Raw genomic sequence first — 13,712 nt, 5'->3', positions numbered from 1 at the left:
AATCGATGGCCACCCTGCTTGCAACGATGACACTGGGGAGGACATCATGCGCCATACCTTGAAAGCGGTTTTCGCTCACCGAAGCGATGCCCAGCACGTTCTGGACGAATTACTGGCTTGCGGATATTCGCGCGCCGATACGGCGCTGTCGGACGCGGAAGGACTGGGCGCCTCGGTCAGGCATAACCTGGCGCGACTGTTTACTTCCCTGCAGCACAAGCACGCGATGGCGAATGCCGCCGCGTTCATGCAGGGACGTCACGTCGTCACGGTCACCGCCGATTCCGAACCGGATGCCGAGCGCGCCATTGGCATCATCCAGCGCTTCCGGCCGGTCGGCATCGAGGATGTGCCTGGCGAGTGGGAGCAAAGCACTGCCGGCATGAGCATGCGCAATGCCTGGACAGATGCCGTCGGGCCGGGTTCGGTCTACCCGCCAGGCACCGGGCCGGGCGCCCTGCAGTACCGGGCCCATGAAGACAGCCACTACTTCGGCACCCAGAATGCCGGAGCACCGCCAACCGGCAACACCTTCGAAGAACCGATGGAAACGTTCTCGCCATGGCCACGCGTGGACGAGGAACCCCCCTTCGGCCACATGCCGTTCCCGTTGGCCGATGCGGACAGGGACAGCGGCGGCGACATGGCCGCCTACGGTTTTGGCAAAGCGATGCGTACCAGTGACAAGTACCGCAATCGTTCCTGGGACGAAGTCGAGCCGGACCTCGAAAGCGGCTGGAAGATGCGCGAACCCGGCGCCCCGGACTGGGACGAAGCCCGTGCCGCCGTGCGCCGCGGCTGGGACAGTACGTCACCGGACATCGACGAAGACAGTTACTACCGTACCCACTGGAATGCACGATACGCGAACGGTAGCGGCGGCAGCGACTACGGCGAGCATGCGCCGGCCTATCTGTACGGCAGCGAGGCCCGGCGCAGCGAAATCTACCGCAGCCACGACTGGGGCGAGGTCGAGCCGGACCTGAAGGCCGGCTGGGAAGCGCGCCATCCCGGCCAGCTCTCTTCCTGGGAAAACTTCAAAGATGCCGTAAAGCATGGCTGGAACAGGGTCAGCCCGGGTTAAGACATCAGACGTCTATACCGGGACCGCTCCCAGGTCCTGGGCCGCTTCCAGCTGGTCCTGGGCCTTGCGCAGCCGCTCGCGGCTGTTGCCGATGTGCAGGCGCATCGCGGCCCTGGCCGCCTCGGCGTCTCCGCGCGCGATGGCGTCGACGATCTGCTCGTGTTCGCGCCCCACCTGTTCCATGTAGGCCACCGGATCGGCATGGGTCAGGCGGGCCGAATTGATGCGCGCCCGCGGGATGATGTTCGCGCCCAGGTGCTGCAGGATGGCACGGAAGTAGTCGTTGCCGGAGGCCTCGGCGATCGCCAGGTGGAAGCGCTGGTCCAGCTCGACGTTGTCCTCGCCACGGCGTGCGGCGTGCTGCAGGGCCGCCAGCGCCGCGCGCACCTCGGCCAGCTGGGCCTCGCTGCGGCGCGCCGCCGCCAGCCCGGCCGCTTCGGTCTCCAGGCCGATCCGCAGTTCCAGCAGGGCGATCACGTCGCGCACCGTGACCACGGTGGCCGGATCGATGCCCATCATGGGCGGCGGCGGCGGCAGCACGAAGGTGCCGATCCCGTGCCGCGTCTCGACCAGGCCCGCGGCCTGCAGGCGCGAGATCGCCTCGCGCACCACGCTGCGGCTGACGCCCTGCTCCACCATGATTTCCGTTTCGGTCGGCAGCTTGTCGCCGGGATGCAGCTCGCCATGACGAATGTGCTCGGTCAGCTGCGCCACCACCTGCTGGGCGAGGTTGCGGGGCTTTCTGGGTGTGGTAGGAAGCATCATGTCGATTGCTATTTCAAGAATGCCTGATTATACTGGCCTTCAGCTTGTAAGACGTCAGACAACTGACCTTATACAGAGCAACACAAGCACGGAGGCAAACAATGCGGTCAGAATCCACCGGAGCGCCACGCAGCATCCGGATGCACGACAACGATAACGTCGCCATCGTCGCCAACGATGGCGGCCTGCCTGCCGGTACCGTCTTCCCCGACGGCCTGGTACTGAAGGACAAGGTCCCGCAAGGACACAAGGTGGCGCTGCGCCCCATCGCCCAGGGTGAAGCCATCCTGCGCTACAACGTCGCCATCGGCCATGCGCTGCGCGATATCGAAAAAGGCAGCTGGGTCGAGGAATCCCTGGTCGGCATGCCGCCGGCCCGCGAGCTCGACAACCTGCCCATCGCCACGATCCGCCCAGATCCCCTGCCCCCGCTGGAAGGCTACACCTTCGAAGGCTACCGCAACCCGGACGGTTCGGTCGGCACCCGCAACATCCTCGCCATCAGCACCACGGTGCAGTGCGTTTCGGGCGTGGTCGAATTCGCCGTCAAGCGCATCAAGGACGAGTTGCTGCCCAAATACCCGAACGTCGACGACGTCGTCAGCCTGGACCACACCTACGGCTGCGGCGTGGCGATCGAGGCTCCCGGCGCCGAGATCCCGATCCGCACCCTGCGCAACATCGCGAAAAACCCGAACTTCGGCGGCCGCGCGATGCTGGTGAGCCTGGGTTGCGAGAAGCTGCAGCCGGGGCGCCTGTTCCCGGCCGGGGCACTCCCCATCCGCGACGTCGCCGGTCCGGACCACGTCTGCCTGCAGGACAATGCCCACGTGGGTTTTAGCTCGATGATCGAATCGATCATGGACACCGCCGAGCGGCACCTGATGGAACTGAACGCGCGCCGGCGCGAGACCTGCCCGGCGTCCGATCTGGTCGTCGGCGTGCAGTGCGGCGGCAGCGATGCCTTCTCCGGCGTGACCGCCAACCCGGCGGTCGGCTTCGCCAGCGACCTGCTGGTGCGCGCCGGCGCGGCCGTGATGTTCTCGGAAGTGACCGAAGTCCGCGACGGCATCGACCAGCTGACCGCGCGCGCCATCGACGAAGCCACGGCCGAGGCCATGATCCGCGAAATGGCCTGGTACGACGAATACCTGAAGCGCGGCGGCGTCGACCGCAGCGCCAACACCACCCCCGGCAACAAGAAGGGCGGCCTGGCCAACATCGTCGAAAAGGCGATGGGCTCGATCATCAAGTCCGGCACCAGCCCGATCTCGGGCGTGCTGTCGCCGGGCGAGAAGCTGCAGCAGAAGGGCCTGATCTACGCCGCCACCCCGGCCAGCGATTTCATCTGCGGGACACTCCAATTGGCCGCCGGCATGAACGTGCACGTGTTCACCACCGGCCGCGGCACGCCCTACGGCCTGGCGGCGGTGCCGGTGGTGAAGGTCGCCACCCGCGACGACCTGGCGCGCCGCTGGCACGACCTCATGGACATCAACGCCGGCCGCATCGCCACCGGCGAAGCCACCATCCCGGACGTCGGCTGGGAACTGTTCCAGTTCATCCTCGACGTCGCCAGCGGACGCAAGAAAACCTGGGCCGAGCACTGGCGCCTGCATAACGCGCTGGCGCTGTTCAACCCGGCCCCGGTGACCTAACTCCCGATGTTCACCGGCACTTGCCGCGTCCGGCTTTTCAAAAGAAGCCGGCGCGGCCCGCGCACGCCCCTACCCATAACAACCCACAAGGAGACAGCAGCATGAAGAAAGCAGCAGCCCTGATTCTCGGCCTGGCGGCCGGCGCAGCAGCCCAGGCGCAAACCTCGGTGAATATCTACGGCATCATGGACGCGGCGCTGGTCAGCGAACGCGGCGGCGTCGCCAGCCCGTCCACCAAGATCACCAGCGGCGCCGCCTCGGCCTCGCGCATCGGCTTCCGCGGCACCGAAGACCTGGGCGGCGGCTTGTCCGCCTTCTTCACGCTGGAGACCGGCGTCAAGATCGACACCGGCGAGGTCGACGCCGCCGGCACCATCTTCAACCGCCAGGCCTTCGTCGGCCTGAAGGGCGCCGCCGGCCAGGTCGCACTGGGCCGCCAGTACACTCCCTGGCACTTGGCGCTGGTCGCGGTCGACCCGTTCGGCACCGGCTATGCGGGCACCTCGAAGAACCTGTTCCCGGACAACGGCTCGAACGTCCGCACCAGCAACACGATCACCTATAAATCGCCGAAGCTGAACGGCTTCGACGGCGAACTGGCCTACGCGATGGGCGAGCAGACCACCTTCTCGGCCGGACGCCAGTACGGCGGCGCGGTCGGCTATGCCAACGGTCCGCTGGCCCTGCGCGTGGCCTACAACAGCAAGAACACCGACGTCGCCGCCACCGGCACCACGCCCGCCGTCAGCCGCTCGCTGGGCCGCAACACCCTCTTGACCGCCGCCTGGGAACTGCCGATGGCGTCGCTGCGCTTTGCGTACGGCATCGACAAGGGCACCAACGCCGCCACGCTGGGCAATGCCAACAACCCATACGGCGGCGTCAAGCCGACCCCGTCGACCGACGGCCGCGAAGTGCTGCTGGGCCTGTCCGCGCCGATCGGCCCGGGCACGCTGATGTTCTCGGTCATGCACAAGGACGACCGCACCGCCTTCAACCAGGATGCCAACGCCTGGGGCATCGGCTATCTGTATGGCCTGTCCAAGCGCACCGGCCTGTACGCCGCCTACGGCCATATCGATAACAGGAACGGCGCAGGCTACACTGTGGCCAACAATACCGAGACCGGCACCGGCAACACCGGTTACAACCTGGGTATCCGCCACGTGTTCTAAGGAGAGTCGATGTTCGAGATCAGCCAGGTCCGCTGCTTCGTCGCGGTGGCGGAAGAACTGCACTTCGGGCGCGCCGCCGAGCGCCTGAACATGACGCAGCCGCCGCTGAGCCGGCAGATCCAGCTGCTCGAACACCACGTCGGCACCCGCCTGCTGGACCGCAGCAGCCGCGGCGTGCGCCTGACCGCGGCCGGCAAGGCCTTCTTTCCCGAAGCGGCGCGGATCCTGCGCATGGCCGACGAGGCGGTGGTGACGGCGCGCCGGGTCGCCAAGGGCGAACAGGGCGCGCTGGCGATCGGCTTCACCGCCGCCTTCGGCTACGGCCTGCTGCCCGACCTGGTGCGGCGCCTGCGCGAGCGCGCGCCCGGCATCTCGCTGACGCTCAAGGAACTCGTCACCACTTCCCAGCTCGAAGGACTCGACAGCGGCCAGCTCGACATCGGCCTGATGCGCCCGCACGCGCGCCACGGCGAGCTCGAGACCGTACTGCTGGCCACCGAACCGCTGATGCTGGCGATTCCGGAGCGCGAAGCGGCCGACTGGCCGGAGCAGCCCACGCTGGCCTGCGTGCACGGCAAGCCCTTCCTGATGTATTCGCCCTACGAGGCGCGCTACTTCTATCAACTGCTGATCAACCTCTTCGACGCGGCCGGCGTGGCGCCCGACGTGGTCGAGCACATCGGCCAGATCCACACCATGCTGGCCCTGGTCAGCTCGGGCGTGGGCGTGGCCCTGATTCCCACCGCGGCCGCGCGCCTGCAGCTGCGCGGCGTGGTGCTGCGCACGATGCAGACCGACCCGGCGCAGCCGGTGCAGACCATCTGCGCCTACCGCCGCGACAACGGCAACCCCATCCTGGACGTGTTCCGGCGCGACATCCTGCCGGCCTTCGTCTCTGGACTGAAAACATGAGCAACAATCCAATTCTTGAATCGATCAAGACACTCATTGGTTTGTTTGAGCATGATTGGCGCACTAAGATTGGTGTCATAAAAACATAAATCGAATCGGACCCCTGCCGCCGGCCGGGGCGAATCAACGACACTAGGAGACACTTGTGGAACAAGCACAAGCCATCAGGGCCGCCAGCGCTACCAAAGTCCAGACCCGCACACGCTGGATGATTCTTGCCATGCTGTTCGTGATCACCACCATCAACTACGCCGACCGCGCCACGATCTCGATCGCCGCGCCGGGCATCAAGAAGGAACTCGGCCTGGATGCGGTCCAGATGGGCTTCGTGTTCTCCGCCTTCGCCTGGTCCTACGTGCTCGCCCAGCTGCCGGGCGGCTGGCTGCTGGACCGCTTCGGTTCGAAGATCACCTACTTCTTCAGCATCTTCCTGTGGTCGGTCTTCACCATGATGACCGGCGCGGCCGGTTTCTTCGCCGGCGGCGCCGCGGTGACCATGCTGTTCGCGCTGCGCCTGCTGGTCGGCGCCGCCGAAGCGCCTTCCTTCCCGGGCAACAGCCGCATCGCCTCGGCCTGGTTCCCGACCAACGAGCGTGGCCTGGCCGCCGCCATCTTCAACTCGGCGCAGTACTTCGCCACCGTGCTGTTCGCGCCGATCATGGGCTGGCTGGTGCATTCCTACGGCTGGCACAGCGTGTTCTACGTGATGGGCGGCCTGGGCATCGTGATGGCCTTCGTCTGGCTCAAGGTCATCCACGGACCGAAGGACCATCCGTCGGTCAGCCAGAGCGAACTGAAATACATCCAGGACGGCGGCGCCCTGGTCGACCTCGACGGCGCGCAAAAGGCACCGGCCCAGGTCAACACCTTCGCCGCCATCAAGGAACTGCTGGGCAACCGCATGCTGCTGGGCGTGTATATCGGCCAGTACTGCATCACGACGCTGACCTACTTCTTCCTGACCTGGTTCCCGGTCTACCTGGTGCAGGAGCGCCACATGACCATCCTGAAGGCCGGCTTCGTGGCCTCGCTGCCGGCGATCGCGGGCTTCATCGGCGGCGTGACCGGCGGCTGGCTGTCCGACCGCCTGGCCAAGCGCGGCTACTCGCTGTCGGTGTCGCGCAAGGTGCCGATCGTGCTGGGCATGCTGATGTCGATGAGCATGATCGCCTGTAACTACATCGAGACCGACATGCTGGTGGTGGCCGTGATGTCGCTGGCCTTCTTCGGCAAGGGCGTCGGCGCGCTGGGCTGGGCGGTCGTCTCGGACACCTCGCCGAAAGAAGCCGGCGGCCTGTCGGGCGCCCTGTTCAACACCTTCGGCAATACCGCCGGCATCACCACCCCGATCGTCATCGGCTACATCGTGCAGGGCACCGGTTCCTTCGCCGGCGCGCTGGTCTACGTCGGCGCGAACGCGGCGCTGGCGATCGCCTGCTACCTGTTCATTGTCGGCGACATCAAGCGCGTCAGCCTCTCCAAATCGCTGATCGCGAAGTAACCATCACCCCAGTTTTAGCAAGGAAGCACACATGACTACCTACGTATCCGGCGCCCCCGTCGTCACCGACCTGCGCGTCATTCCCGTGGCCGGCCAGGACAGCATGCTGCTGAACCTCTCCGGCGCCCACGGCCCCTGGTTCACCCGTAACATCGTCATTCTCAAGGACAGCGCCGGCAACACCGGCCTGGGCGAAGTACCGGGCGGCGAGAAGATCCGCAAGACCATCGAGGATGCCAAGCCCCTCATCGTCGGCAAGACGCTGGGCGAGTACAACAACATCCTGAATGCGATGCGCAAGACCTTCGCCGACCGCGACGCGGGCGGCCGCGGCAACCAGACCTTCGACCTGCGCACCACTATCCACGCCGTGACGGCAGTCGAATCGGCCCTGCTCGACCTGCTGGGCCAGTTCATGAACGTGCCGGTCGCGGCCCTGCTGGGCGAAGGCCAGCAGCGCGACGCCGTCGAGATGCTGGGCTACCTGTTCTATGTGGGCGACCGCAACAAGACGAACCTGAACTACCGCAGCGAGCCGGACGCCGGCAGCGCCTGGTTCCGCCTGCGTAACGAAGAGGCCCTGAGCCCGGAAGCCGTGGTGCGCCTGTGCGAGGCGGCCCGCGAGCGCTACGGCTTCAACGACTTCAAGCTGAAGGGCGGCGTGCTCTCGGCCGACGAAGAGATGGACGCCATCGTCGCCATGCACGAGCGCTTCCCGGATGCCCGCATCACGCTCGACCCGAACGGCGCCTGGTCGCTGCAGGAAGCGATCCGCGTGTGCCGCGACAAGCACGGCGTGCTGGCCTATGCCGAAGACCCGTGCGGCGCCGAGGGCGGCTTCTCCGGCCGCGAAGTGATGGCCGAATTCCGCCGCGCCACCGGCCTGCCGACCGCGACCAACATGATCGCCACCGACTGGCGCCAGATGGCCCACTCGATCCAGCTGCAGTCGGTCGACATCCCGCTGGCCGACCCGCACTTCTGGACCATGCAGGGTTCGGTGCGCGTGGCCCAGCTGTGCGAGATGTTCGGCCTGACCTGGGGTTCGCACTCGAACAACCACTTCGACATCTCGCTGGCGATGTTCACCCACGTCGGCGCCGCCGCCCCGGGCAAAGTCACCGCGATCGACACCCACTGGATCTGGCAGGACGGCCAGCGCCTGACGAAAGACCCGTTGAAGATCGAGGGCGGCATGATCCGCATCCCGTCCAAGCCGGGCCTGGGGATCGAGATCGACGAGGCCGAGCTGGAGAAGGCCCATCAAGCTTATAAAAACATGGGCCTGGGCGCGCGCGACGACGCCGCCGCCATGCAATTCCTGGTCCCGAACTGGACCTTCGACAACAAGCGCCCTTGCCTGGTGCGCTGAGAGACGATCATGAGCTACGACACTCCCTACAGCGGCATCCCGAACCGCTTCAAGCAAGACCTGCGCGAGGGCAAGCCGCTGATCGGCTGCTGGTCTTCGCTGGCCAACCCCTTCACCACCGAGATCCTCGGCCTGGCCGGTTTCGACTGGCTGCTGCTCGACGGCGAGCATTCGCCGAACGACCTGAACAGCTTCATCCTGCAGCTGATGGCATTGAAGGATAGCCCAAGTGCTCCGGTGGTGCGCCCGCAGTCGAACGACACGGTGCAGATCAAGCGCCTGCTCGACGCCGGCTTCTACAACTTCCTGATCCCCTTCGTCGAGAACGCCGAAGAAGCAGCCCAGGCCATCGCCGCGACCCGCTATGCGCCGGAAGGCGTGCGCGGCGTGTCGGTATCGATGCGCGGCAACCGCTTCGGCACCATCCCCGACTACCACCAGGTCAGCAACCGCCACATCACGGTGGCGCTGCAGATCGAGAGCCGCACCGCGGTCGCCAACATCGAGGCCATCTGCGCGGTGGACGGCGTCGACTGCGTCTTCATCGGCCCGTCCGACCTGGCGGCCGGCTACGGCTACCTGGGTAATGCCAGCCATCCGGAAGTGCAGGAAGCGATGCAGCGCGTGTTCGCCGCCGCCAAGGCCGCCGGGGTGCCGGTCGGGATCCTGGCGCCGCAGGAAAGCGATGCGCGCCGCTACATGGAGATGGGCGCAACCATGGTCGCCGTCGGCAGCGACCAGGGCCTGTTCCGCGCCGCCACCCAGGCGTTGCGCGACAAGTACGCACTGTAAGTCAGCACACCAGAAATACGGAGAACGCAATGAGCAAAATCGGATTCATCGGCCTGGGTATCATGGGTACCCCGATGGCGGGCCACCTGATCAAGGCCGGCCACGAGGTTTACCTGTACAGCCGCGGCAGCGTGCCGGGCGAGCTGGTCGACGCCGGCGGCAAGGCCTGCGCCTCCAGCCGCGAAGTCGCGCAGAACGCCGACGTCATCATCACCATGGTGCCGGATACCCCGCACGTGGCGGACGCCCTGTTCGGCGAGAACGGCGTGGCCGCAGGCCTGAGCGCGGGCAAGGTGGTGGTCGACATGAGCTCGATCTCGCCGGTCGAGACCAAGGTCTTCGCCGAGCGCATCAAGGCCTTGGGCTGCGAATACGTCGATGCCCCGGTCTCGGGCGGCGAAGTCGGCGCCAAGGCGGCCAGCCTCACCATCATGGCGGGCGGCTCGGAAGCGGCCTTCGATCGCGTCAAGCCGCTGTTCGAACTGATGGGCAAGAACATCACCCTGGTGGGCGAGAACGGCGCCGGCCAGACCTGCAAGGTGGCCAACCAGATCATCGTCGCCCTGAACATCGAGGCGGTCGGCGAAGCCCTGCTGTTCGCATCGAAGATGGGCGCCGACCCGGCCAAGGTGCGCCAGGCGCTGATGGGCGGCTTCGCCGCTTCGCGCATCCTCGAAGTGCACGGCGAGCGCATGGTCAAGCGGACCTTCGATCCGGGCTTCCGCATCGAGCTGCACCAGAAGGACCTGAACCTGGCGCTGTCGAGCGCGCGCGCGGTCGGCGTCTCGCTGCCGAACACCGCCACCGCCCAAGAACTGTTCAACAGCTGCGCGGCCCATGGCGGCGCAAGCTGGGACCACTCGGCCATGGTGCGTGCGCTGGAGAAGATGGCGAACTTCGAAATCGGCCAGCAGCAGAAATGAAAACGACGCCGCGCGATCTGTTGGTAAGGATGTTCGAGGCCGCGATCGCGTCGGCCCAGCCCGAGCATTGCGTGCCGCTGCATCTGCCCGCACCGGGCACCGGCAGGACCATCGTGATCGGCGCCGGCAAGGCATCAAGCGCGATGGCGCGGGCGCTGGAGCAGAATTGGAGCGGCCCTTTGTCCGGCCTGGTGGTGACGCGCTACGGCTATGCGGTCCCCTGCGAGCGCATCGAGATCGTCGAGGCCGCGCACCCGGTGCCGGACGAAGCCGGCCTGCATGCGGCCCAGCGCATGATGGAACTGGTCCACGGCCTCGGCCCGGACGACACCGTGATCTGCCTGATCTCGGGCGGCGGCTCGTCGCTGCTGCCGCTGCCGCTGGCCGGCATCACGCTGGAAGACAAGCAGGCCGTAAACCGCGCCCTGCTCGCTTCCGGCGCCACCATCAGCGAAATGAACTGCGTGCGGCGCCACTTATCGGGAATCAAGGGCGGACGGCTGGCAGCAGCCTGCCATCCGGCGCGCGTGGTCACGCTGCTGATTTCCGACGTGCCGGGCGACCGCCCGTGCGACATCGCCTCCGGCCCGACCGTCGGCGACCCGAGCACCTGCGCGGACGCGCTGGCGATCGTGCGCCGCTACGGCATCGAGCTGCCGGCGGCGGTGCGCGAGGTGCTGGAGAGCGGACGTGGCGAATCGGTCAAGCCGGGCGACCCTCGCCTGGAGCGTTGTGAGACGCGCATGATCGCGACGCCGCAGATGGCGCTGGAAGCCGCCGCGCTGGTGGCCCGCGAAGCCGGCATCACCCCTTACATCCTCGGCAATGCGATCGAGGGCGAGGCGCGCGACGTCGGCAAGGCGATGGCGGGCATCGCGCACCAGGTGGCGGACCACGGCCAGCCCTTCGCGCGCCCGTGCGTGATGCTGTCCGGCGGCGAGACCACCGTGACCGTGCGCGGCCAGGGCCGCGGCGGACGCAATGTCGAGTTTTTACTGTCGCTGGGATTGGCGCTGGAAGGCCGCGCGGGCATTCACGCGCTGGCGGGCGACACCGATGGCGTCGACGGCCAGGAAGAGATCGCGGGCGCGGTGCTGGCGCCGGATACGCTGGCGCGGGCGTGGGAGCTGGGCATCAAGCCGGCCGATGCGCTGCAGGACAACGACGGCCACGGCTTTTTTGGCGCCCTGGGCGACTCGGTGGTGACCGGGCCGACGCTCACGAACGTGAACGATTTTCGGGCGATATTGGTGCTCTGACCCGTCGTTCCCGCGCAGGCGGGATAGTGCCCCCGGCACTCTCCCTCCAAGCACGCGTTGCGTTGGCGCGAACAGAACTTGGATTCCCGCCTTCGCGGGAACGACGGTTTTAAGGCTATCTTACAGTTCGATCAGGACCTTGCCTTCCGGGTCGATACGGTTGGCGTAGGAAGCGATCCACGCATTGAACATGGTGCGCCAGAAACCCTGGCCTGCCTCGCGCTCGGCCGGCGACGACATCGTTTGCAGTTGAGCGGCTGCGCTGGACTGGTTGGACATGATTCACCTTTCGAAGAATGTTTGGATTGGTGACCATGTTAGAGCGATGCGGATATATCGTCCAATGATATGTTCGAATGCCAGCCATCAGTGAAGCATATGTCTGGCGCCGCGCTCGCACCTCAGCTATCAAGATGGGAAATGAGGGCCTGCGTCGGCGATGATAATGAAGATGAGCGCGCATGGTGCACGTCCACCGACAAGCCCACCGCCATGATGTCGATGAGGAGCAGCTGCAGCACCCGCGAGATCATCGACAGGAAGCTGGTGTTGTCCTCGGCATGGTCGACCGCCAGCACCACGCTGGCGACCTTGGCCAGCGGCGACTGGCTGTTGCTGATCGCGATCACGTCGGCGCCGGCGGCGCGCGCCTTGTCGACGGCACTCAGCAGCTCGGGCAGGCGCCCGGAATTCGAGATCGCCACCACCACGTCGCCCGGCCCCAGCAAGTCCGCGGCAAGGCTGAACAGGTGCGAGTCGTCGTACAACGCGGTCGGAATGCGGAAGCGGAAAAACTTGTGCTGGCCGTCCAGCGCCACCACGCGCGCATTGCCCATCGCATAAAACTCGATGCGCCTGGCCCGGCTCACCAGTTCGATCGCGCGGTCGATCGCGCGCACGTCGAGCTGGTCGCGGAATGCCAAAATGGCCGACACGGTGTTGTCGATGACTTTTGCGGACAGGTCGTGGGTGCTGTCGCTGTGGCGCACCTGGCTGTGGCGCACCGGGACTGCGCCGGTCAGCGAACTGGCGAATTTAAGCTTGAAATCGGCCAGGCCGAGGAAGCCCAGCGAGCGGCAGAAGCGGATCACGGTCGGCTGGCTCACATCCGCCAGCTTGGCGATACCGGCGATCGGCTCGTTCAGCACCAGGCGCGGCTGCTCCAGCACCAGGCCAGCCACGCGCTGCTCGGCCGGGGTCAGCTCCTTCTTCAGCTGGCGGATGCGGTCCATCAGGGTGTTGTCGCCGCTGCGCCCGCGCAGGTGCTCGGACAGGATGTTCGCCACGCCGTCGAAGGCGACGTGGGGCGTGGTGATGACGTAGGTCGGGATATCGGCGATGTAGCCGGAAAAACGTCCCTTGGCCTCGAAGCGGGCGCGGAACGGCGAGCTCCGGAACCATTCGCCCAGGCGCGGCACGATGCCGCCGCCGATGAAGATGCCGCCGAACGCGCCGAGGGTCACGGCCAGGTTGGCGGCGGCGCCGCCCAGCATGCCGCAGAAGCATTCCAGCACTTCCAGGCACAGCGGGTCCTGCTCTTCCAGCGCGGCGGCGATGATGGCGGCCGAGTCGCGCGCGGGCGCCTTCGCGAGCGAATGGACACCGTTGCGCTCGGCCAGCACGCGGTAAATGATCTCCATGCCGGGACCGGAGATCAGGCGTTCGTTCGACACGTGGGTCCACTCGCGCCAGGCGGCCTGCAGGATCGCAAACTCGCGCTCGTCGCTGGGCGCGAAATTCACGTGGCCGCCCTCGCTGCCGAGGGTGACGAAGCCGTCCACGGTCGGGATCCCGCCGGAGACGCCCAGGCCGGTGCCCGGCCCGAGTACGCCCAGCACCGCATGCGGCGCCGGCTTGCCCGGCCCGACCTGCATCAGGTCGTCCGGCTTCAGGCCCGGGATCGCCATCGCCAGCGCCGTGAAGTCGTTGACGATCAGGAGCGTCGACAGGCCCAGCTCGCGCCGCACGTCGTCGGTCGAGAAGGCCCAGGGCCGGTTGGTCATGCGCACGACGTCGCCGTCGACCGGATTGGCCAGCGCCAGCGCCGCGTGGTTCAGGCGCAGGTCCTCATGTTCGGACAGGTAAAAACGCAGCAGCGGCACGATGCCGTCGAACTCGTCGCATTTCAGCACCCGCACGGAGCGGTAGGTGCCGGGCGCCGTCTGCAGGGCGAAGCGCGCGTGCGTCGCACCGATGTCGGCCAGCAGGCGCGGGCCGTCGGCGAACGCAGTACGGACGAGTTTTCCTTCTGTATCCGGCTGCTCCTGCATG

The 13,712-nt window shown here is 66.7% G+C and carries 12 protein-coding genes; 9 read left to right on the top strand and 3 right to left on the bottom strand.

Translation table 11 applies throughout. The features are described from left to right. The first annotated feature begins 46 nt into the window (after window positions 1-46). Entirely contained in the window at window positions 47-1,084 is a 1,038-nt protein-coding gene (locus tag ACI48D_RS03265; RefSeq protein ID WP_435569774.1) for a hypothetical protein, read from the top strand. 12 nt (window positions 1,085-1,096) lie between these two features. Here the strand turns inward: ACI48D_RS03265 and ACI48D_RS03260 are convergent, their stop codons facing one another. Then, window positions 1,097-1,849, bottom strand: coding sequence for a FadR/GntR family transcriptional regulator (locus ACI48D_RS03260; protein ID WP_435569773.1), 753 nt, complete (start codon window positions 1,847-1,849; stop codon window positions 1,097-1,099). 101 nt (window positions 1,850-1,950) lie between these two features. Between ACI48D_RS03260 and garD the strand changes: the two genes are divergently transcribed. From garD to ACI48D_RS03220, 8 genes are all read left to right on the top strand, one after another. Beyond that, entirely contained in the window at window positions 1,951-3,507 is a 1,557-nt protein-coding gene (gene garD, locus ACI48D_RS03255; RefSeq protein ID WP_435569772.1) for a galactarate dehydratase, read from the top strand. A gap of 101 nt (window positions 3,508-3,608) precedes the next feature. Then, window positions 3,609-4,682, top strand: coding sequence for a porin (locus ACI48D_RS03250; protein WP_435569771.1), 1,074 nt, complete (start codon window positions 3,609-3,611; stop codon window positions 4,680-4,682). A 9-nt stretch (window positions 4,683-4,691) separates the two neighbouring features. After that, window positions 4,692-5,594 (top strand): LysR family transcriptional regulator, encoded by a 903-nt coding sequence (locus ACI48D_RS03245; protein ID WP_435569770.1) that lies wholly within the window; start codon window positions 4,692-4,694, stop codon window positions 5,592-5,594. 208 nt (window positions 5,595-5,802) lie between these two features. Beyond that, on the top strand, window positions 5,803-7,095 hold the full coding sequence (locus tag ACI48D_RS03240; RefSeq protein ID WP_435569970.1) for an MFS transporter: 1,293 nt from the start codon (window positions 5,803-5,805) through the stop codon (window positions 7,093-7,095). Between the two features lie 31 nt (window positions 7,096-7,126). Continuing rightward, entirely contained in the window at window positions 7,127-8,467 is a 1,341-nt protein-coding gene (gudD, locus tag ACI48D_RS03235) for a glucarate dehydratase (RefSeq protein ID WP_435569769.1), read from the top strand. Window positions 8,468-8,476: 9 nt separating this feature from the next. Continuing rightward, window positions 8,477-9,259, top strand: coding sequence for a 2-dehydro-3-deoxyglucarate aldolase (gene garL / locus ACI48D_RS03230; protein WP_435569768.1), 783 nt, complete (start codon window positions 8,477-8,479; stop codon window positions 9,257-9,259). Window positions 9,260-9,288: 29 nt separating this feature from the next. Then, window positions 9,289-10,182, top strand: a complete 894-nt coding sequence (glxR, locus tag ACI48D_RS03225; RefSeq protein WP_435569767.1) for a 2-hydroxy-3-oxopropionate reductase — start codon at window positions 9,289-9,291, stop codon at window positions 10,180-10,182. Continuing rightward, window positions 10,179-11,441, top strand: a complete 1,263-nt coding sequence (locus tag ACI48D_RS03220) for a glycerate kinase type-2 family protein (protein WP_435569766.1) — start codon at window positions 10,179-10,181, stop codon at window positions 11,439-11,441. Before glxR ends, ACI48D_RS03220 begins: the two co-directional genes overlap by 4 nt. 120 nt (window positions 11,442-11,561) lie before the next feature. On the opposite strand, the gene ACI48D_RS03215 is transcribed toward ACI48D_RS03220, so the two are convergent. Both ACI48D_RS03215 and glk read right to left on the bottom strand, forming a co-directional pair. Beyond that, window positions 11,562-11,720 carry a hypothetical protein gene (locus ACI48D_RS03215; RefSeq protein WP_435569765.1) on the bottom strand — a complete coding sequence of 53 codons (159 nt, stop codon included), beginning with the start codon at window positions 11,718-11,720 and terminating at the stop codon, window positions 11,562-11,564. A gap of 122 nt (window positions 11,721-11,842) precedes the next feature. Then, window positions 11,843-13,711, bottom strand: a complete 1,869-nt coding sequence (gene glk / locus ACI48D_RS03210; RefSeq protein WP_435569764.1) for a glucokinase — start codon at window positions 13,709-13,711, stop codon at window positions 11,843-11,845. Between the last annotated feature and the right edge of the window lies 1 nt (window position 13,712).

Source organism: Massilia sp. LXY-6, assembly GCF_051233485.1.
Lineage (GTDB): Bacteria > Pseudomonadota > Gammaproteobacteria > Burkholderiales > Burkholderiaceae_D > Telluria.
Note: the sequence above shows the minus strand (reverse complement) of the source record. Positions and strands in the feature narration are given on the sequence as shown.